At 56.9% G+C, this 20,746-nt stretch carries 22 protein-coding genes; 3 read left to right on the top strand and 19 right to left on the bottom strand.

Annotation, left to right across the window (positions count from 1 at the left end; translation table 11 throughout):
* Positions 1-6 precede the first annotated feature (6 nt).
* Together C2U54_RS22875 and C2U54_RS22870 are read left to right on the top strand one after the other, a co-directional pair.
* On the top strand, positions 7-852 hold the full coding sequence (locus C2U54_RS22875; RefSeq protein ID WP_103180845.1) for a transketolase: 846 nt from the start codon (positions 7-9) through the stop codon (positions 850-852).
* A complete protein-coding gene (locus C2U54_RS22870) occupies positions 852-1,850 on the top strand; it encodes a transketolase family protein (protein ID WP_103180844.1) in 999 nt (332 codons plus the stop codon). Before C2U54_RS22875 ends, C2U54_RS22870 begins: the two co-directional genes overlap by 1 nt.
* 37 nt (positions 1,851-1,887) lie before the next feature.
* On the opposite strand, the gene C2U54_RS22865 is transcribed toward C2U54_RS22870, so the two are convergent.
* Positions 1,888-2,490, bottom strand: a complete 603-nt coding sequence (locus tag C2U54_RS22865; RefSeq protein ID WP_103180843.1) for a short chain dehydrogenase — start codon at positions 2,488-2,490, stop codon at positions 1,888-1,890.
* 98 nt (positions 2,491-2,588) lie between these two features.
* Between C2U54_RS22865 and C2U54_RS22860 the strand changes: the two genes are divergently transcribed.
* On the top strand, positions 2,589-3,476 hold the full coding sequence (locus C2U54_RS22860) for a LysR family transcriptional regulator (RefSeq protein WP_103180842.1): 888 nt from the start codon (positions 2,589-2,591) through the stop codon (positions 3,474-3,476).
* Positions 3,477-3,503: 27 nt separating this feature from the next.
* Here the strand turns inward: C2U54_RS22860 and C2U54_RS27355 are convergent, their stop codons facing one another.
* The 18 genes from C2U54_RS27355 to C2U54_RS22780 form a co-directional block, all read right to left on the bottom strand.
* Positions 3,504-3,683 (bottom strand): hypothetical protein, encoded by a 180-nt coding sequence (locus C2U54_RS27355; protein WP_139156365.1) that lies wholly within the window; start codon positions 3,681-3,683, stop codon positions 3,504-3,506.
* 29 nt (positions 3,684-3,712) lie between these two features.
* Entirely contained in the window at positions 3,713-4,273 is a 561-nt protein-coding gene (locus C2U54_RS22855; protein WP_103180841.1) for an Ail/Lom family outer membrane beta-barrel protein, read from the bottom strand.
* 168 nt (positions 4,274-4,441) lie between these two features.
* A complete protein-coding gene (locus C2U54_RS22850; protein WP_103180840.1) occupies positions 4,442-4,783 on the bottom strand; it encodes a hypothetical protein in 342 nt (113 codons plus the stop codon).
* A gap of 42 nt (positions 4,784-4,825) precedes the next feature.
* Positions 4,826-5,161, bottom strand: coding sequence for a hypothetical protein (locus C2U54_RS22845; protein WP_103180839.1), 336 nt, complete (start codon positions 5,159-5,161; stop codon positions 4,826-4,828).
* Between the two features lie 27 nt (positions 5,162-5,188).
* Positions 5,189-5,572, bottom strand: a complete 384-nt coding sequence (locus C2U54_RS22840; protein ID WP_233212510.1) for a hypothetical protein — start codon at positions 5,570-5,572, stop codon at positions 5,189-5,191.
* Between the two features lie 59 nt (positions 5,573-5,631).
* On the bottom strand, positions 5,632-6,048 hold the full coding sequence (locus C2U54_RS22835; protein WP_168192034.1) for an Imm63 family immunity protein: 417 nt from the start codon (positions 6,046-6,048) through the stop codon (positions 5,632-5,634).
* Between the two features lie 527 nt (positions 6,049-6,575).
* On the bottom strand, positions 6,576-6,965 hold the full coding sequence (locus C2U54_RS22830) for an SMI1/KNR4 family protein (RefSeq protein WP_103180836.1): 390 nt from the start codon (positions 6,963-6,965) through the stop codon (positions 6,576-6,578).
* 118 nt (positions 6,966-7,083) lie between these two features.
* Entirely contained in the window at positions 7,084-7,356 is a 273-nt protein-coding gene (locus tag C2U54_RS22825) for a hypothetical protein (protein WP_139156364.1), read from the bottom strand.
* Positions 7,319-7,567 carry a hypothetical protein gene (locus C2U54_RS22820; protein ID WP_103180834.1) on the bottom strand — a complete coding sequence of 83 codons (249 nt, stop codon included), beginning with the start codon at positions 7,565-7,567 and terminating at the stop codon, positions 7,319-7,321. Before C2U54_RS22820 ends, C2U54_RS22825 begins: the two co-directional genes overlap by 38 nt.
* 65 nt (positions 7,568-7,632) lie before the next feature.
* Positions 7,633-7,968 (bottom strand): immunity protein YezG family protein, encoded by a 336-nt coding sequence (locus tag C2U54_RS22815; RefSeq protein ID WP_246843864.1) that lies wholly within the window; start codon positions 7,966-7,968, stop codon positions 7,633-7,635.
* A gap of 107 nt (positions 7,969-8,075) precedes the next feature.
* Positions 8,076-8,537, bottom strand: coding sequence for a hypothetical protein (locus tag C2U54_RS22810; protein ID WP_103180832.1), 462 nt, complete (start codon positions 8,535-8,537; stop codon positions 8,076-8,078).
* Between the two features lie 106 nt (positions 8,538-8,643).
* Positions 8,644-9,126, bottom strand: a complete 483-nt coding sequence (locus C2U54_RS22805; protein ID WP_103180831.1) for a hypothetical protein — start codon at positions 9,124-9,126, stop codon at positions 8,644-8,646.
* 152 nt (positions 9,127-9,278) lie between these two features.
* A complete protein-coding gene (locus tag C2U54_RS28145; protein WP_442786167.1) occupies positions 9,279-9,410 on the bottom strand; it encodes a DUF6966 domain-containing protein in 132 nt (43 codons plus the stop codon).
* Entirely contained in the window at positions 9,374-9,577 is a 204-nt protein-coding gene (locus C2U54_RS22800; protein ID WP_103180830.1) for a hypothetical protein, read from the bottom strand. The genes C2U54_RS28145 and C2U54_RS22800 overlap by 37 nt, the downstream gene beginning before the upstream one ends.
* 103 nt (positions 9,578-9,680) lie before the next feature.
* A complete protein-coding gene (locus tag C2U54_RS22795) occupies positions 9,681-9,935 on the bottom strand; it encodes a hypothetical protein (RefSeq protein ID WP_103180829.1) in 255 nt (84 codons plus the stop codon).
* Positions 9,922-18,477, bottom strand: a complete 8,556-nt coding sequence (locus C2U54_RS22790; RefSeq protein ID WP_103180828.1) for a two-partner secretion domain-containing protein — start codon at positions 18,475-18,477, stop codon at positions 9,922-9,924. Before C2U54_RS22790 ends, C2U54_RS22795 begins: the two co-directional genes overlap by 14 nt.
* Positions 18,470-19,018 (bottom strand): toxin-activating lysine-acyltransferase, encoded by a 549-nt coding sequence (locus tag C2U54_RS22785; RefSeq protein ID WP_103180827.1) that lies wholly within the window; start codon positions 19,016-19,018, stop codon positions 18,470-18,472. The genes C2U54_RS22790 and C2U54_RS22785 overlap by 8 nt, the downstream gene beginning before the upstream one ends.
* Positions 19,018-20,667 (bottom strand): ShlB/FhaC/HecB family hemolysin secretion/activation protein, encoded by a 1,650-nt coding sequence (locus tag C2U54_RS22780; RefSeq protein WP_233210494.1) that lies wholly within the window; start codon positions 20,665-20,667, stop codon positions 19,018-19,020. The genes C2U54_RS22785 and C2U54_RS22780 overlap by 1 nt, the downstream gene beginning before the upstream one ends.
* Positions 20,668-20,746 lie beyond the last annotated feature (79 nt).

Genomic DNA, 20,746 nt, shown 5'->3' with positions numbered 1-20,746 from the left:
AGGATTATGACTGATACCACGATTCAACAGGTCGCTGCCGCCGCGTGGCGCATCCGCCGCTATGCCCTGCGGATGGGCGAAGTGCAGGGGCAGGGCTATATCGGGCAGGCGCTGGGCTACGCCGACGTGCTGGCTACCGCCTTTGCCTACGGCATGACCTTTAAGCCCGACGAGCCGGAGTGGGAAGGGCGCGACCGCTTCCTGCTCTCCCACGGCCACTACGCCATCGCCTGCTACGCGGCGCTGATCGAGGCGGGCATTATTCCCGAAGAGGAGCTGGAGACCTACGGCGCCGACGACAGCCGCCTGCCGATGTCCGGCATGGCTACCTACACACCGGGCATGGAGATCTCCGGCGGCTCGCTGGGGCAGGGCCTGAGCATCGGCGTGGGCATGGCCCTGGGACTGAAGCACAAGGGGAGTGATGCCTGGGTGGTGAACTCCATGTCCGACGGCGAGCTGGACGAAGGCTCCACCTGGGAAGCGGCGATGTCCGCCGCCCACCACGGCCTGTCGAACCTGATCGTGCTGGTGGATATCAACCGCCAGCAGGCCGACGGCAACTCCCACAAAATCCTCGGCTTTGAGCCGCTGGAAGATAAGTGGACCTCGTTTGGCTGGTACGTGCAGCGGGTCAACGGCAACGACGCGCCGGCGCTGGTGGCGGCGTTCGATAACGCGAAGCGCTATCCGGAGAATCAGCCCCGCGTCATTCTCTGCGACACCCTGATGGGCAAGGGGGTGCCTTTCCTTGAGCAGCGCGACAAGAACCATTTTATCCGCGTGGATGCTGACGAGTGGCAAAAAGCGCTCGCGGTGCTGGACGCGAACAAACCGGAAGGAGTGCAGTGATGAGCCAGACCACCGAGAAAAAACCGCGTTTAACCACCTCGGCGATGATCGCCTCTATTGCCGAAGAGGGGCAGGAGACCCGCGCCGCGCCGTTCGGCCACGCGCTGGTGAAGCTGGCGGAGCAGCGCCCGGAGATCGTCGGCATGACGGCGGATCTCTCAAAATATACCGACCTGCATATCTTTGCCCAGGCGCACCCCGAGCGCTTCTTCCAGATGGGGATGGCGGAGCAACTGCTGATGGGCGCCGCGGGCGGGATGGCGAAAGAGGGCTTTATCCCCTTCGCCACCACCTACGCGGTGTTTGCCACCCGCCGCGCCTATGACTTTATTCATCAGGTGATTGCCGAAGAGCACCTGAACGTGAAGATCTGCGCCGCGCTGCCAGGGCTGACCACCGGTTACGGCCCCAGCCATCAGGCGACGGAAGATCTCGCCATTATGCGCGGCATTCCGGGCATGACGATTATCGATCCCTGTGATGCGATAGACACCGAGCAGGCGGTACCGGCCATGGCAGAGCACGATGGCCCGGTCTATATGCGCCTGCTGCGCGGCAAGGTGCCGGTGGTGCTGGACCAGTACAACTACCAGTTCAAAATCGGCAAAGCCGCGCTGCTGGAGGAGGGGAGCGATGTGCTGATTATCGCCTCCGGCCTGATGACCATGCGGGCGCTGGAAGCGGCGAAGCAGCTGCGTAAGGATAACATCAGCGTGGCGGTGCTCCACTCGCCCACCATCAAGCCGCTGGACGAGGAGACCATTCTGGCGCAGGCGGCGAAGCCGGGCAGGCTGGTGGTAGTGGCGGAAAACCACAGCAGCGTGGGTGGCCTGTGCGAGGCGGTGGCGTCACTGCTGATGCGCAACCGGGTGCAGGTCGATTTTGATACCGTCGCGCTGCCGGACGCCTTCCTCGACGCCGGAGCGCTGCCGACCCTGCACGATCGCTACGGGATCTCCACCGCGGCGATGGTGGAAAAAATCCGCCGCAGGCTCTGAACCTGAACGGGGCGAGGCCGACTCGCCCCGGTTACCATCAATACCCTACCTGATACACCCGTCCGCTCTGTACCCCTTCCACGCTGCGGCGATAGGCCTGGGCGACCGTTGCGGCGGGCACGCTTTCGAAGCCCGGGAAGAAACCGTCGTAGGCTTCAGCCGATTCGGTGAGTACCGTCGGGCTAATCAGGTTGATGCGGATCCCGCGCGGCAGTTCGCAGGCGGCGGCGCGGACAAAGCCTTCCAGCGCGACGTTTACCGTGGTGGCATTCACCCCCTGGGCGATAGGCTCGTGGGCGACGATGCCGCTGATCAAAGTGATCGACCCGCCCTCATTCAGATAGTGCTGCCCGGTGAGCGCCAGCCGCACCTGGCCCAGCAATTTGTCCTGCAATCCCTGGTTAAACTCGCTGTCGGTCATGGTCGACAGAGGGCCAAAGTGCAGCCCGCCGCTGGCAGAGACAATCGCATCCACCGGACCGATCTTTTCGAACAGCGCCTGCACGCTGGCCTGCGAGGTGATATCTACCTGATGATCGCCTTTTGTACGACCCACGCGAATGACCTCATGACGACGGCTTAGCTCTTCTGTAACGGCCTGACCGACCGTACCGCTGGCACCAATAATGACGATTTTCATAGCCGACTCCTCTGTGTTGTGAGCCTTGATTGTTTAACAAACCAGCGGGCGGATAAACTGGGCTAAAGTTAGATCATTATTAACCAGAGGTTTGCAATATGGATAAGCTTCGCGGCATGGAGACCTTTATCGCGGTAGTGGAGAGCGGCAGCTTTACCGGTGCCGCCGCCCGGCTGGAGATGTCGGCGGTGATGGTCGGGAAGTATATCGCCTGGCTGGAGGCGCAGCTTGGCACCCGGCTGCTGGAGCGCAATACCCGCCGCCAGAGCCTGACTGACGCCGGACGGGTCTGGTTCGAAGAGGCAAAGCGGGTCATTGAGCAGGTCGCCATCGCTGAACGTTCGGTGGAGCGTCTGCGTACCGCGCCCGCGGGCACGCTGCGGGTGACTGCGCCCACCTCGTTCGGCGGGTGCGTGATTGCCCCGCTGACTGCCACCTTTTTGCAGCGTTTCCCGGAGGTGCGCGTCGAGCTGGATCTCACTAACCGGATGGTCGATCTGGTGGAGGAGGGGGTGGACCTCGCGATCCGCATTGGCGACATCCACACCGAGGATCTGGTGGCAAAATACCTCTGCCCGTACCGGATGGTGATCTGCGCCGCGCCGGACTACTTAGCCCGCCACGGCACGCCGCAAACGCCGGACGATCTGGTGGAGCATCTTTGTCTCTCTCATACCGTCTGGACCGCACGCAACGAGTGGCGGCTGCCGGGAGTGGAAGGGGAGGTGCGCTGGAAGCGCGATGCGATCCTGCGCTGTAACGACGGATACGGTCTGCGGATGGCGGCGATTGCCGGCGCGGGATTGCTGTTGCAACCGGAGGTGCTGGTGGCGGATGAGCTGGCGAATGGACGGCTGATACGTGTTTTAGAAGGTTACACACCACAACCCCGACCGGTGCACCTGTTATGGCGTCAGGATCTACGTCCGTTGCCGAAACTCACGCGGTTTATTGAGCATATTATGCAGGCACAGTGCGGTTTGTAACGCCCGGCGGCGCTGCGCTTGCCGGGCCTACAAAAAGCTCAGACCGTAGGCCGGGTAAGGCACCGCCGCCACCCGGCACAACCGCACTGACCCGTAGGCCGGGTAAGGCATGGCCGTCACCCGGCACAACCGCACCGGATCGTAGGCCGGGTAAGGCATGGCCGTCACCCGGCACAACCGCACCGGACCGTAGGCCGGGTAAGGCATCGCCGCCACCCGGCATCAGGCCGCACCAATTAAAAACGGTAACCTACGCCCACATTCCAGCCGTCGATCCCGTAATCATCACCCAGGTCGGCCGTGGTGCCTTCGTAACCGACGTGGATCGCCAGCTCAGGCGTTGGGTTGAACTGTACGCCCGCGCCGTAAGCGAAAGAGGTGGATTTCTCATCGATGCCGTCGCGCTGGGTATAGTTGTCGCCGCCGTTCACCCAGGTAGTGTGGCCGTCTGCTTTCACGCGTGCCACGCCGCCCAGCGCATACAGGGAAACGAAATCATTCAGGCGATATGCCGGGCCTGCCATCAGGGAGTAATATTTCACTTCGACGTGGTTTTTAACGGAGTCAGAGAAGAGATAATAATGCTCGTCCTGATCGCCGCTCATATAGGTGAATGAACCCATCAGGCTGACCGGGGAATCCCACTCGTAGCGATACTGAACGTTCACGCCGCGGATATTTTTGAAGTCTTCAACGTTACTCTGCGCATAACCCACAGAAACAGTCTGATTATCCGCCAGAGCAGCCCCGCTTGACAGACTCGCCGCAACGCATACCGCCAGAGAGAGTTTTTTCATTTTCCGTAATCCTTGTTGTCATTTTTTATGTGTAATGCCACAAATCCCCATCCGTCAGGCTGGAGATATTCCACTGCAAATTAAGGCGATAAAATTGTTGGTTTTTTTGGCAGGCGATGAAATAGGGAATAATCTTAAAGCCCGGAATAGTCCTGGAATTTGCCTCCCCTATATTGGTAGGGTGTCATATTTAAAGCTGATGCTTATTTTCTCTGCGGGTATTTCAACGGTGATATCGCAACCTGTCCAGGGCGCTTTACCCTGCATCATATTATTCTGAATATAATAGTCCCGAAGGTTAACTAACAGGAGCCGAAGATGATAACTGGCGAGCTTATCCGGCACGAACCAGTCCTGGTTATCCTGCTGATCAACATAATCATATTCATACTCACAGGACTCGCCATCTTGGGCTAATTTTGCGCGAGCAATGATTTTCTTCGCCTCAGCAGGACCGGCATCAACCAGTAATTGACCAATTTTATTATGCAGATCGTCTAAGTCGCTCATTTATTTGTCCTGAAGTTTTATTTAGTGCGAGATTATTATCTGTTAATCAGTATACTTAAAATCAATCTTGATTCTGAGCGTTTCAACATCGACCGTTATTTCGCAGGCATGCCAGAACGAAGGCTGTTTTGAGGAGATGTTATTAACAAAAAATGTCCTCAGCTCAACCAGAAGGTCCAGCAAATCAGCATTGGCCTGTGCGCCTGCAGTAAACCAGTTTGTCTCACCTGAGGTGCTGTCCACATAATCAAACTCACATTTGCAGTGATCATTTTCGGGCGACAGCTCAGCACGCACGATGATGGTTGCGGCGTTATCGGGCGCTGCGGCAACTAAGACCGAGCCAATATCATTATAAATAGCCAGGGATTCGCGCATATTTTCATCCTGGGGTGACAAATCGTATTAATTAGGGCAAAGGCCGGTCGGCGCTTTAAGTGGGCCACACGCATCGTAACCGTACACCTTGTAGCCTTTACTTTTCATACAGCCTGAAATTTTTTCGTTCCTGGCAACGATCTCCTGAAGCGTTTGCTCCGGGCGGGCGCTGCCACCGTTCCAGCTACCATCATCAAGATTGGCATTTTTAGGTACGCCACAGCTATAGAGATCGGCTTTACGCTGTTCATTATCGGTGTAACCGCCTGCACCCGGCTTCTGAAACGTTTGCGCATAGCGCACGTATTGATAGTCGGTTGAATCCATATTGCCAACAACACAGCCGCTGATCATGAAACAGAACAGGATGGGGAATATTTTCATTTGCGACTCCCTGTGATTGATAGCCATTACCTTGTCAAAATGAGCAGACATTTTCTGCGTCGGTGCTGATGCGATGCTGCCCTCAACTATGTATAGAGGCTATCGTCAAAGGGTGCTTCAGCCAGAATATTTTGAATTTCATTTCGCGCTTTTAACTCCCATGCTGGGTTCATATTCGCCATTATTTCAATAAATTTTGGAAAAGCGATGCGGCGTCCATCTCTGCCTTCAACCCTGTGATCTAACTCATACTGGTATGCAATCTTATAGGCAAATTCGGAGATTATCCAATAAAGCAGCGTGTTTAAAGAGTGCGTGACTTTTCGGGAGAACTCATACCCTCTTTCTGAGTAAATATAGTTATATGAACTATTTTCGAATGAAATATAGGGAGTGCCATCGCCATAGGGAGCAGAACACAGATTAACTGAATGTTTTGGAAAGCCTGCCCGTAAAATGATTTCATTAACTTGTTTTTGTATTTCATCAATATTGACTAACATATCAGTGAACCTCACTGCACACTATTTTAACGTTAACTGGATGTTGCTACCATCAGGAACATCTCTTATTTGCAATGCAATAGTGGCTCTTGCTTTCATTGCTATTGTCGAATTTTCTAAATAAATATTATCTGGCTCATATTCGCCACCTACTACAAACGGAATTTTTGGAACCAGGCGATAGCCCGCAGGTATTGAACCATACTTCTTCTGCCACGCGTTTGCCAGTGGGTAGCCTGTTAAGACCTCATAGTCTTCAAGTATTAGTTTACACCATTCATTGATATCTGGTGCAAGATAATCAAAAGCGCCTGTCTCTGGATCGAATGTGTATATGCCATCTTCTTTTATACAAAATTGACCGCCAAAAACATCTTCAGCGAAGAAGAGGGCGTTACGAGCAAGATCATCGTAACACTCAAACCATAAGCCTTTTCTACAGGTGCTCCAAAAATCATCTTTTATGGTGCCAGGGATTTTCAGGTAAAATAATTACCTTAGTTGCCATCGATCCAGACATCTTTCACTCAGGCGGCTAAATCAGGCCACTGCTCTTCACTATCACCATCGCCAGTCCAGTATCGGACACGACCTTGTTGATCTAAACAATAATAACTACCGTTATCTTCACATATCGGTAACCACGATTCAGGTACTCCAACTTCTTTTGCATCATTTATAGCCGTTAATAACTCGCCATAGAATTTTTTGTCTTCTGTGATAGACAACAATTCGATTGTTCCATAATAGATATTGCCAGCTTCCTTAAGAAGTTTCTTATAGTCAGGTGAAAAAGAAAAGCCTGTCTCTTCTTCATATTTAGAAATAAGAGCTTCATCCGGCAAAGGAATATTAGTTCTCTCGTTCCCGGATACAACCTTTAACTCTTCAATAACATTATTCAGGCTGTTAGTCATACCGTCACCTATTTGAAATCGTTAGCTCGCTGCTTCCACTAATCAGAGCGCCATCTGTTGAGTTGTGCACGATTTATACCAGAAGTTATGCTGTTATCGTTGTGGAAAGTTTGCGTCACTATCCGCAATAGGCCCATCCTGTCTTTGCAGCATAGGGTGCAGAAGCAGAGCTATCGTCCACCAACCCACCGGATAAGTCTGCCGCCAGCGCAGCGTTGACCACCGCGTGGGCGGCGGCTTTGCCCTCGATACGGGCAATATCCGCCACCCGATTACCAGTCTCGCCGATCAACTGCGCCTCCGGGAGCCATTCCTGCTCTTTCTCCTTGTCGCGCCTGACTGACAACGACTGGTCAACGCAAACCAAAGGTATCGGGCAGATCTTTGACAAAGTCGGACTCATCCCCCCGATACGCTTTCGCAATCTCTGTAAAGGAATCGATAACTCTCGCTTTCTCAGCGTCCGTTAGTCGCTGAAGCTCGGCGGCAATACGTTCCATCATTTCCACAGCGGCATCTGGATTGAGCGAATGGTCGTCAGTGAATTCAAGAAAAATGGTCATATCAGCGATAATTTTAATCAAATGATGCGAGTGAGTCATAGACCCTTTCCCCTTATTACTAACGTAAACCCAACATCCCGCCGGCAGGGGCGAGAGACTGTTTATTAACTCTCATACTTGAAGTCGATATTTATTTTCAGTGTTTCAATGTTTACCGTTACTTCACACCCATGCCAGAATGGCTTTTCTTGTGATTTAAAGTTATCAACAAAGAAATTTCTTAGTTCGACTAAAAGATCTAAAAGTCTTGCACTGGCATCTGCGGTTTCAGTGATCCAGTGCTGGTTACCCAGTTTATCTATATAGTTATAAGTAAACTCACCACAGTCACTTTCCGGATCTAACGTGGCACACAGAATGATTTTTTCCGCAGTATCAGGTGCGATCGAGAGCAGTACTGAACCAATGTCATTATAAATATCCTGGGATTCGCGCATCATTCCTCCTGACAGATAAATTTGCTCAAAGAGGGCAATATTTGTGCCCGTAATCGCTATACACCGATTCGGGCTAAAATTTGATTAAAATCGTTACAAATCATTGTGTTTTAATTTTTAATTAACGTTGCGTGACACAGATGATTATGCTCCGTGTACTGAATATGTACTGAGTGGCTCCCGTAATCATACTTTGACCATCCATTAATCCATCCAAGGAGCATGTCGACTTTGCCTTCGTCAGCCAAAGTGGGTTTTCCAAGCAATTTTGTAATGTATGCTCTGTCCATTCCCGCTTCAATTCCAGGGATGAAATTACCTGTAAACGGTGAATATTCATCTTCATTGCCAAAGTAAAAATGAATATGACTTAAGCAGTCTTTCCGAAACCCCATCTCGATACCCGAGTGGTAAAATTTATAGTACTTTGTTTTTCCATCCGGATCATTATATTCGCCAGCATCAGCTGATATAACCGGGGATTCACCGATAGCATGACACAGGTTGTTAACTCCAATAGAATCTTCCCTTTCACCAAGAACATCTATAAAACTAGCCCATTCCACTGTCATTTTATAACCCCATCTGGCGTGTACTTCTCAACTATAATATATCTTGTTTGTTAAAGAACAAATTTATAGCCAAAATTCCGCTAACAAAGTGCCAGGCAATTTAAAGTCAATTACGCCTATCAGAAAGTGTTTCAACAAAGTCATTATAGGCTTCATGAAGATGATAAAAATAAGCATCGGGCTCATTCTTAACAATCTCGTATCGTGCTAACAATTTTGTGAATAGCCCTTCGGGAACGGGATGAGGTGCGGCTTCGTTTTTATCACAATAAAAATAAAAAAACGCCTTTTCAAGTTCCGGGATAGAAAGTCTTTCCGCCTGACTATAAAGATACTGATACGCGAAACTCCATTCACTGGACAGTAGTAAAAAATCAAGTGCGGCTGATTTTAGTTCATCATTGGCCTGGGACTGCTGCAAAAATCTCTGGCAATACTTTAGCGCCGTGGGTTGATCTTCCACAAGCAGCATGCCCAGATATTCTAGAGCATCCTCATTCGGATCGTTAAATGAATTGGATTCGACATAGCCGTTTGATTGGTAGCGATCTAACCCTGCCCGTAGTTGGTTAACTGATTTATTTGTCATTTAAAGGCCCCTGTCGTCACCGTCGATAATCGTTTCGTTCATTGTTCAGGAAGCAGAAATAATTTACATCATCCTGGCCACGTCATCGGGACAGAGCGAATTCACATCCAAATACAACCTTCCAGCCATAATCACCTTACCTTAATTTTTGTTCAGGAAAGAAGGTTAAACAGGTCGCGTCTGAGTTGATCGAGTTCATCGTTCTCACTCATCAAAACCTTTCCGTTTCTATACAGTACGAGATCGTTTAGAGATCCCATTCCACCATAGATATTGAGAAAAATGTGTTTGGTATCATCAGGTTCCAGCTCATATTTTTTAGCCAGTTTACAAATACTACTGACCATTCGGCGTAACCCCCTAATTCTAATAAAGTAGCCATGCGTTGCATTTTCTCTACGATTAGCGTCGTTTTCTCGATAGTCAATACCTTCACCTGTTCTTCGGCCATTTGCTCGGTGGGTTTACCGGGCACTTACCCCGTGGCGATGTCGCCAGGGGCGCTATTCTCAACAACAATCCCAGTCTGCTGGCTGAGATTGTTGTTGGCTTATTTATCTGCTTCTTTTTTTCTTTTTACGCTCTTGTAACCTGGCTTTAATCCAGATGCCGAAAGCAAGTATTAAGCCGCCAGCGATACCTTTCCTTAAGGCATCACTGAAAGCTTCTCTCCAATCGAACTCAAATACATTTATTTTAAAATAAACGATTACTGAAACGATTAGATAGCCGATGACTACCGCAATAAACAATATGCTTACACATATGCAAACCAGTTTAACCAAATCCTTAATGTTAATTTTTTCCATTTTTCTTTCCTGCATTGTCAAGTTTATCTTTAACTTTATTGCCGGAAACCTCTCCCACAGTGGCCCCCGTAGCTGCTCCAATTATTTCAGCACTACCTTCTTTTATAACAGGTTTTAGCTGCTCGGTTGCCACTTTGCCAATACCACCACCAAATAGAGAGCCAACTCCGGCGCCAATAGTTGAGTTAGTTGGATCTTCACCTTTAATACTACTACCTATTGCCGCACCACCCATATTTATAGGAGTTGAAACCAGAATACCTTTCCCCGTTGTTGCTGCGGCTGTTACTCCCGCCATGATTGCGTCCACATAACTGAAAGGATCCTTTCCTGCCAGTTGCACACCCGTATTTACTCCAATACCAATTGCAGCATTAGCGGCCATACCTTTCACAGTAATGCCCAGCACGCTGCCCCCGAACATGACAGGTGCGTCGCCAATGCTGGCATTCGATTTATGGTAGCCCCAGGTATTCATGATTGTCTGAGCCTTAGACATGGCCTCAGAGTCAGGGTTACGTTTCATGTAATCCTGTCCGGAGAGCAAACCTTTGACCAGTTCTTGCGAAACAGCAGAACCGTATTCCCTCTCCATCTCTGATGCGTAAACACGTAAGTAACCTGCCAATTCAGCCCGTTCATTGCTGCTCATCTGTGATGGATCTTTAGTAAATTTAGAAACCAGTGCATCGCTACGTTTGTCGGCATTTTCCAGCTTGATTAGCTCATTGGCAGTTGCTAATGACTTATCACCGTTCTTAATTTTCTCAACGGCTTTGTCAAGTTTGTCTGAAGATGTAGAACCAAGGAAATTATTCTCAACCGTCGTTTTACCCGCCTGCGCCCCCGCCACAGCAGACGCAGAGCTGTCGCCCACCAGGCCGCCGGAAAGCCCCGCCGCCAGCGTCGCCAGCGCAGAGACCGTCTGCTTCTGCGTTTCGTCCAGCTCGTCGGCCGGTTTCCCGTACATCTCGGTGGCGATCATCCCCACCAGCTCGCCTGTGGCGGCACCGGCGGCACCCGCCAGCGCGTCCTGCCCCTGGGCGGCGGCGAGCGCAGCGTTGACCACCGCGTGAGCGGCGACTTTGCCCGCGTCGTTCAGACCGCTGTAATGACCAATCACCTCCGCCACGTATGGCGCGGCACCGCCCGCAAGGGCCGCGCTGAGATCGCTCCCCGCCAGGCCCTGAACCGCCGCCGTCGCCGCCTGAATCGCCTGCTGATACTGCCCGCCGGTGCCAAAGCCGGAGGCACTGAGCGCGTCGTTATACGCCGTCTGGTAGATCTGGCTGTTAATGTCTTCAAGAGTCGCGGTTTTGCCCGGATTGGCTTTCTCCCACGCCGCTTTTGCCTCCTGCAGATCCTGCGCGTTGACGTTATTCAGCTTCTCTTTCGCCGCGTTGGTGGCGCGGATGCTCCCCTCGGTGCGGGCAATATCCGCCACCTGATTGCCAATCTCACCGATGAGCTGCGCCTGCTGCAGCCGCTCCTGCTCTTTCTCTTTGTCGAAGATAGGGGAGAGGGGCTGGTTGGCGTGTTCCACGTCGCGGCTGAGCTGATTGACATCCTGAACCTGACGATCCTGGTCGCGGACAATCAGAGTGCCGTCCGATACTGCCGCGTGCGTGGTACTGCTGTCATGCCCGTCGCGGTTCGCCCCCACCAGCAGGCCGTTCGCCATATTCCCGGCAAACTGGCTGCCGATGCTGCCCCCGGTGCTCATCCCCACGCTCTGGTGTTCCACCTCGAAGTCGGCGCGGTTTTCGATATCGCTAAAGCCAATGGTGCCGGTATCGAGACGGTTTTTATCGGCGGTAGCCGTCGAGCCAATCACCGCCCCGTTGAGCTGGGTATGCTCGCCCACGGTAACGTCGTAGCCGCCTTTGCCGGCGAAGATCCCGGTCTGCTCCACGACAGAGTCGTAGTTGCTGTGCATCTTGTCGCGGCTGAGGTTGACGCTGGCCGAACCAGTCATAGAGCCGATGCTGAAGCTGCCCCCCGCGCTGGCGTTCTGCTGCTTCGAGTCGTAGCGATCGCTGTCCTGCTCGGAGGTGAGGGTCAGGTTGCGGCCAATATCCGCTCTTACCGTTTCGCCGCTCACCTGCGCCCCGGTCAGGGTGGCGTCACGTCCGGTCAGGATATTCACCTGGCGGCCCGCGTCCACGGTGGTCTCACTGTGAGTGGTGCCGGTGCCGCTCTCGTTACCCTTGCCGCGGTTGACGCTGGCGGAGATGTTGATGCCCGCGCCGCCGGAGCCGTACCCGATGCCCACCCCGACGCTGCCGCCCTTGCTCTCGTTTTTGCCATCCAGCAGCTGGGTGTTTTGCGCCGAGCGCAGATACAGATCGCGGTTGGCGGCGAGGGTCAGATCGTTGCCCGCCTTCAGCTGGCTGCCTTCCACGGTCAGATCCCCGTCCGCGCCGCGCGCGCCGCTGCCGGTGGCGACAACGCTGAGATCGCGCCCGGCGTTAAGCGTGCTGCCCTGGGCGGTGTTCTGCTCGCTGTACTGGGTCGATTTCGACGACTGGCTGCCGTAAGAGAGGCTGATGCCCACGGTATTGGTGTTAGAGGCATCCGCTCCCAGCGCCTGATCCATCCGCGCGGCCTGGGCAGCCTGCACGCCGGAGAGCGCGGCCTTCACCCCCTGCAACGCCTGTAAGCGGCCGCTGCCGGAGGATTTTGCCTGCTGAGAGGCCTCAACGGCGCTGTTCAGCGCGCTGCCGACGGTGCCGGAGAGCGCCAGGGTCAGGCCGGAGGTTTTCTGCTCCACCTCATGGGTTTGCTGGCTGCGGTTGTTCACCGCCGTGATGTCGACATTTTTACCCGTGAGCGTCATGTCCTGACCGGCCACCAGATCGGAGCCGCTTACCGTCAGGCGCTCCCCCGCCCGCAGGGTCAGGTCGCCGTCGACGCTGCCGACGGTGCTGCCCGCCTGGGTCGCGTCCGCGCCGGTGTCGGTGGTTTTGATGCTCTGTGTACCGACGCTAAAGCCGATCCCGCCCGAGCTCAGCAGCCCCGATTTTTTCTCCTGCTTCTGGTGCAGCTCGTTATTGCGTTCGGCCTGGGTCTCCACGCTCAGGTTGTTGCCTGCCAGCAGGGCCACATCCCCCGTGCCCGCCACGTTACTGCCGCGCACGGTGAGATCGTTTCCGGCGGTGAGGTTAACAGTGTCGCCGTTCAGCTCGCTGCTCTGCACCGTCTGACGGGCGATCTGGTCGCGGGTGGTGGTGGTGGTTTTTGACAGCCAGCCGTTACCGCCCACCACTTTATGCCGTTCGTCCAGATCCTGGCTGTTTTCGCCTGCCGTCAGGGTCAGGTTATTCCCGGCGCTGACGTTCAGCGCCTGCCCGGCGGAGAGGGCGGCGGCGCGGGCGTTGAGGTCATTCCCGGCGGCCAGTGTCACGTCGCCTTTGCCGGTCACCTCGCTGCCCACGCTGTTGGTCTGCCCCTGTTTCAGGCTGTTGTCGCCATCCCACACCAGGCTATCGCGGCTGGCGGTCTGAAGATCGTTGAGGGTCATATCCCGCCCGGCCACCAGCTGCGCTTTGCCGTTCTCGCCGCTGGCGATCACCTGTGCGCCGGTCAGGGTGATATCCCGCCCGGACTGCAACGCCAGTTTGCCGTCGTCGCCCTGGACGTAGATGCCGGAAACGCTGTTGATGGTGGTGCGGTCGAAGCGGTTCTCGCCGTTCACGCTGTCGGCGCTGAGGGTGGTGCTGGTGAGGTTGATGTCGCGTCCGGCGCTGGCCAGCACGCTGCTATCGCCCACGATGGCACCGCCGAGGTTGTTGATATCGGTGCGCGCGTTGAGGTTGACGTCCGCCCCCTGGATGGTGCCGGTCTGGTTGGTGATGTTGTCACCCTCCAGCTGCAGCACTTTGCGCCCGGCGATAGTGCCGCGGTTAAACAGGTCGCCGTTAAGCTTGATGGAGACGTTGTTCCCGGCAATCAGCGCCCCGGAGCCGTCGATATCGCCCGGTTTCACTTTGGCGTAGACCTGCGGCACCAGCACGTTCTCGGTGGAGCCGTCCGGCATCTTCACCCGGGTGTTGACCAGCCAGACGATATCCCCGGTCAGCAGCGCCATCTGCTCTGGCGTCAGCGCCACGCCAATCTTCAGGTCGTACTGCTTGCCGAAGGTGATGCCGCGATCCATCAGCGCCTTGTACTGCTCTTCGTCGTTGCTGTAGCCATCCAGGTAGCGCTGGCCGGTGATGCCAATCACCTGCTCGCGGATCAGGCGCTGCTCGTAGTAGCCATCCCCCAGCCGTTTCAGCGTGTTGTCGCCATCGGCGGTAAAGGCGTCCTGCATATAGTCGCTGCCGAGCCACTGGCGCTCGTTAGTGAAGCGCGGATCGGTCTCCACCAGGTACGGCACCTCCGCCGACGGGTTCACCTTGAACAGGCTGTTGTCCGGCAGGGTGGTGTTGGGGCCGATAATGCGGATCGCACCGTCGGCCGGGGTCACTTCAAACTGCTGTCCGGCAGGTGGGGTCACCGGCTCGCCCGGCGAAACGGTCTGCTGCGGGGCGGGTTTCACCCCGGCGGCCTGGCCAATGGTCACGTCCGTTCCCTGTAGTACCAGCGGAGTGATGCTGAGATTGCTGCCCTCGACGCTGCCGTTGCTGATCAGCTGGCCCGGCTTCAGGGAGATGTCCTGAATGGTGGTGGGCGGGGTATATGCCGTGCGGTCGCGCCCCTGCTCATCGTCGCCCTTGTGGCGAATACGGTAGTAGTGGGTGACGGTGCCTTCATCGGTGGTGTAACGCTTGCCGGGCACGTCCTCGTTCTGCACGCTGCCCAGCTGGTCGATTGCCAGGGTGCCGCCTGCAATCACCTGGCTCTTGTCGTTAAACAGTTTGTCACCGGTCAGCAGCAGGTTGCCCCCGGCGAGGATCTTCGCCGGGTCGCTCTCTTTGATGCGCGTTTCGTCAATGGTGCGGGTGTAGTCGTACTGGTTGAAGTTGTCGTTATTTGCGCCGCTGTCTTCTGGCGTATTCAGGTTACGCAGTCCGTCGGAAGAGTTGTCATCCACCCAGACGCCTTTTTCTGTCGAACTCCAGCGGTTGGTTGAGCCCGTGTGCTGATAGTCGGTGAGCTCTTCCTGCGACACCCGCACCACCTCGGTGGAGAAGTGGTCGTTGATGTTATTGATCTGCCCGGCGGCAATCGCCATATCCCCGGCGGATTCAATGGTCGAGCTGTGGTTGTTAATGGTCGCGGCGCGGCCAGTGACGGCGCCGTTATCATCCAGCGCGCCGCCGATGCTCATGCTGCCCGCACTGTAGATCAGGCCGTGATCGGCGTTGTTCAGGGTCTGCACGCCGAGGTTGACGCGCTCGCGCCCGGCCAGCGTCGCTGCGGTGCCGTTTTCGGCGAGGTTGTTAAAGGTACCCACATTTACCCCCACCGCATCGCCATAAATCCGCCCGGTGCCGGTGTTGGTCAGGGTGTTGGCGTTGATGCGGGTGGCGATCCCGTCGATCAGGCCGGTGTTGCGTACCGTGCCGCGGGCCGTCAGGGTGGTGCTGCCGGCGTTGATTTCACCGCTGGCGAGGTTATTAAGATTCGCGCTCTGCACGTTGAGGGCGCTGCCCGCCATTAGCTGGCCGCTGTTGGTGAGATCGCCATCGGTGGTGAACGTCAGGTTGCCGTTGGCGAGGGTAGTGCCGCTGTTGTTCACGCCGCGGGTGCTGTGAAGCGTCATATCCCCCAGCGACAGCAGCTGGCCGCTGGCATCCAGAGACTGAGCCTCCACGCGCAGCGCTTTACCCGCTTTCAGGGTGCCGTCCGCGTTCAGCAGATTCAGGGCGCTACCGCTGAGATCCAGGGTATCACCCGAGGCCAGCACCCCCGCGCCGTTGTTCAGCACGCCGCTGTTATTGATGCTCAGGGTGTTATTCGCCAGGATACTGCCGCGCTGGTTATCCAGACTCCCGGTGTTCAGCGCCAGGCTCTGGCCCTCCAGCCCCTGGTTCTCGCCGAGCGTACTGGTGTTAACAAATTCCAGGGCAGTGAGGGTCACGCTTTTGCCGCTGCGGATCAGCCCGGAGACGTTATCCACCATACCCTGGGCGCTGTCGAGCAGCAGGTCGCCCACCGACTGGATCTCTCCGCCGCCGTTTTGCAGGTTACCGGTATGCAGGGCGGTATCGGCCTCGCCAATGATGCGTCCATTGTTGCGGTTATCCAGGCTGGTGGCGGCGATCTCCGCCGCGCCGCTGGCCGCCAGGGTGCCGGCCTGGTTATTCACGTTGTCCGCTGAGAGGTTCAGCGCCCCCAGGCTGTTCAGGGTGCCCGCGCTATTATCCAGCGTGCCAGAGGTGACAGCCACGCCGTCGCCCTGCAGCACGCCTTTATTATTGATGAGCTGCGAGGTGCCCAGTGACAGGCTCCCTGTCGCAGCAAGCTGCCCGGACGTATTGTTCAGCGTGCCGCCGTTGAAATTCAGGCTTTCGCCGGAGAAGGTAGTCCCCTGGCTGTTATCAAGCAGGCCGCCGCTGAGGGTCATAGCCCCGACCGACTTCAGCGCGCCGCCGTTATTGGCGAGGGTGTCGAACCCGGCGGTCAACGTCCGGTTCGCACCAATCTGCCCGTCGGTGTTGTCGATAGCCCCCGCGCTCAGGCTAAAATCGCCCTCGCTCGCCAGGAAGCCGCGCTGGTTATTCAGCGCGCCGCTCTCAAGATTAAGGGAACCCTGAGAGAGCAGGGCGCCGTCGCGGTTATCCAGGGCGCCGCCGTTGAGGGCCAGGGTTGCGCCGTCGGCGACAATCACCCCCTGCTGGTTGTCGAGGCTTGCGGCGCTTATGCGCTGGGTTTTCGCCGCCTCAATGCGGCCTTTGGCGTTGTTCACCGCCTGCAGGCTGGCAATCTCGCCGTCACCCGCGCTAGCTGAGATCAACCCCTGCTGATTGTTTACGCTCCCGGCCTCGAGCCGGGTGTTGCCCGCTACCGCCACGATCTGCCCGGCGGTGTTGTCGAGGGTCCCGGCCTTAAGCTGCACGCCGTTCGCCGCGCCAATCTGCCCCTGCTGGTTATTGAGGGCGCCTGGCAGGTCTACCGCCAGGGTGCTGCCGCCGCGCTGCACGATGTTGCCTTTCTGGTTGCTGAGGTCGTGGGCGCTGAGGCTGATGGTCTCCGCCCCCAGCGTGCCGCCGTTGTTATTGAGCATTTTGCCGGTACGCACAGTCAGTTCGCTGGCGTTGACCTTCGCGCTGGCGGTGCTCACGCCTTCCGCGCCGCCGTCCAGCAGCACGCGTTTGCCCTGGGTCTGGCTACCGCTGACGTCCACCCCCTGGCCGCTGGCACTGAGATTGCCGCCCGCCAGGGTTTGCCCGTGGGCGCTCAGCTGGCCGCGGGTGCTGATTTCCAGATCCCCCGCATCGGCGAGCTTGCCGTCGCTTTTCACCCCGGCGGCCAGCACGCTCTGCTGACTGCCGGTGAAGCTGGCCGCGTTCACCCGGACGTTATTCGCGGCGGTCATCACGCCGCTGTTGTGCACTTCCCCTGCGGTTTGCAGGCTGGCACTGTCGCCGGCGCGCAGGGTGCCGCTGTTCTCGATGCGGCCGTCAGCGGAGATCGTTACGCTGCCCGCCTGGGCGCCAATGGCCCCGGCGTTACGTACCCCGACGCCGCTCTCGGTGCCGACCATGCGGATTTTGCCTGCGTACATGCCACCGAGGCTGGCCACGTCCACCGCCAGCTGCGGACGGGTGGCAGGATCGTCACTGCCTTTTTCGATCGTCTCGTGGGCGGCATCCACCTTGTTACGCCCGGTGGTGACCTTCAGATCGTTGGCCCACAGCCCGGCGTTAACCTTCACCGAGCGGGCGATGATGTCGGTGTAATCCGCGCCGGAGGTGTCCATCCCCGCGCCCTCGACCACCACTTCGCCGCGCTCGACGTTAAACCCGGTCAGCGCGCCGTCTTTCATCTGCGGCTGGCCGGTGGTGAGGGTGGCGCGGTTGGCGTTAATAAAGCCGCAGCCGCTACAGGTAATGCCTGACGGGTTGGCGATCACCACCTGGGCTTTTTTACCCGCCACTTCGATCATGCCGTTCAGCTTGCTCGGGTCGCGGGAGCTCACCTCGTTGAGGATCACTTTAGCTTCGCCTTTCGCCAGCCACGGGTTGCCCGCCACCATGCCGCCAATGTTGGTCTGCACGTTTTTGTGCGAGTTGTTGAGGATCGCCCCTTTGCTCTCCACGTCGAACTGGGTGTAGTTGTTACGTGACACCCCCGCAGTAGATGGCGTCTGGATATTGACCTGCGGCGTGCCGTTGGCGCTGTTGATGACCGTTGGCTGCTGGTTTTTTGGCGCACCGGCGTCGGCCACGATAGCGGCCTGCGCCGTCTGCACGGCTCCCATCGCCAGCCACAGGCTAAAGCTTAAGGCGCTCACCTTGCCGATAAGCTGGCTGTGGGTATGGCCAATGCCGGAAGAACGGGACGAACCGGCGCGGCCGGAGCGGGCGATATCCGCCACCACCATCAGCATGCCGCGCGCTTTGTTAAAGACAATTCGGTACAGGTTCTTATTCATGGTTCGTTCCTTTAAACGCTTCCGGCAGGCTCACGGTGAGCGGGTGATTCTGTTGCCACTCTCTGGCGTGTTGACGGCTGACGCGGCTGCCGTGGAACAGCATCACGCGCTTGCCACGCGCCGCGCCGCGGTGATACAGCGCGCGGCAGACGTGGTCGGGGAAGATATCGCGACGCATCAGGTTATACATCGCGGCGGTATGGCCGAAGGGGGCGATCCAGTCGCAGAACCAGATCCGATCCCCGCTGTCCCAGTCCGCCTCTCGCATCTCGATGGCGGGGCGGGTGAGGTAGCGGGCTTCCGCCTCCTCGTTCAGCCAGGCCCAACTGAGGAAAAAGACCGGGCGGTCGTTTTCGCTCACCAGCACGTACTGGCGGCGCTTGATGATCGGCAGCAGCAGGGTGGGCAGGGCGTGCAGGGGGGCGTCCCGGTGCATCGGGGAGTGCATCCACAGCCAGACGGTGGCGCCCAGCACTTCGGCCTCGCTCTCCTCACCGCCGAGGATCAGCGGCGCTTTGATATCCAGATCTCCGACGCGCATCACCAGCTCCAGTTGAGGTTAAAGCCGAGCGTCAGATCGCTGGTTTCAAAGCCGTCCGGCTTCGAGAATGGCGTCCCGGCGAACAGGTCGTAGCCGGTGTTAAAGGCGTTGCCGCGCAGGCCCGCTACGCCGCCCGCCAGATGTTTACCCACCTGGAGATCGGAACTGTAACCGCCCACTTCGCCGTAGTCGGCGCCCAGATAGAACTCCTGGTTCGGCAGCGGCGTGCGCCAGGCCAGATCGTTACGCACGTACCAGCCGTGGCTGGCGCTGAGGGTGCGCTCACCGTCAAAGCCGCGCACCGTCCAGCGGTTGCCGATGGCGAACTGATCCTGCGGCGTCAGCGGCGTGTTGCTGATCTGACGCAGGTACTGCACGTTGTAGCGGAAGTTTTGCGTACCGATGGCAAACGGCAGATCGAGCTGGGCGCTCAGCAGGGTAATTTTGCCAAGCGCGGTGGCATCGCCCCAGTACTCTTCCGGCGCAGGCCGGGCACCGAACCAGCGGGTGCCGCGCTGATAGCTGATGCCCGCATCCAGCGTCGCCTGGCCGATGTAGTGGCGATGATCGAGCCCGATGCGCCAGCCCGCGGTCTGACGGCGCTGGACGCCCACTTCCGTATCGTCGATATAGTTGCGGGTCTCCCGCGCCAGCACGTCGTAAGAGAAGGTGGTTTTTTGTGAGCCGCTGCGGTGCAGCACCCGGCTGAGCTGAATGTCGAGGTTTTTACTTTTACCGCTGTAGCGATAATCCTCGTTCAGCCCGGCGACGGTCTGGTGGTAGTCGTAGTCGCTACCGGTGACGCCCAGCATCCAGTAGCCAAACGGCACCGAGTAGTGGGCGGTGACGTTTTTACTCCCTTTGCCGCCCTTGTCGTTCAGATCGTGGCTGGCAGAGACATAGAGCAGATCGCTCAGCGAGAAGGGGTTATCCAGCGACAGCGTCACGCCGCCCTGGTAGCGCCCGGTGGTTTCGGTCCCGGCATCGTCCAGCGACAGGCCGATACGCCACATTTTGCTCTGCTTGCGGGTGATGACCACGTCGCTCTCGCCCGGGTTTTCCCCCGGCAGCAGCTCCATACTGGCCTCAACCGTTGGCAGACGCTGTAGGTTTTCCAGCCCCTGCTCAATATCGCGCAGATCCAGCAGGTTGCCCTCGTGCGCCGGGAAGGCGCTATAGAGCTGAATATAGTCGTCGCTCTCTTCGGTCAGCTTCACGTGGCGGATAGTGCCCGGCACGATGGCCAGCTTCAGGGTGCCGCTCTTCAGATCCTGCGACGGGGCCAGCACGCGGGTGGTGATCCAGCCGTGGTCGACGATGCGGTTCTGCAGGGTGCTCATCAGCAGGTTAATGCCCTTGCCGCCCAGACAGCGCCCCTGCGCCTGGTCCGCAATACGCTGCAACGGCACCCAGTGGGGCAGGGCCTCCTCGCCGCTCAGCTCGACGCGGTTAATCGGAAAACAGGGCGTTTCGGTCGGGAAGGCAATGTTGCCAGAACCGGATGACGGTTCTGAAAGGCGCACATCCGGGACCGGCGGGGTTAATTGCTCCTCTAATGCTCTCTGGCGCTGCTGCTGAATAATAAATTGATTATCGGGTGGCGCCGCATGGGCAGAGACCATTAAAGACAGACCAGAGGCTGTCGCCATTATCAGGGCAATATTATGTCGGGCTTTCATCGGCGAATCCGTGCTGTGTAAGCAATAAAGAAGGCAATGTGAATTTGTG

Origin of the sequence: Leclercia sp. LSNIH1 (assembly GCF_002902985.1) — a bacterium.
Taxonomy (GTDB): Bacteria; Pseudomonadota; Gammaproteobacteria; order Enterobacterales; family Enterobacteriaceae; genus Enterobacter.
Note: the sequence above shows the minus strand (reverse complement) of the source record. Positions and strands in the feature narration are given on the sequence as shown.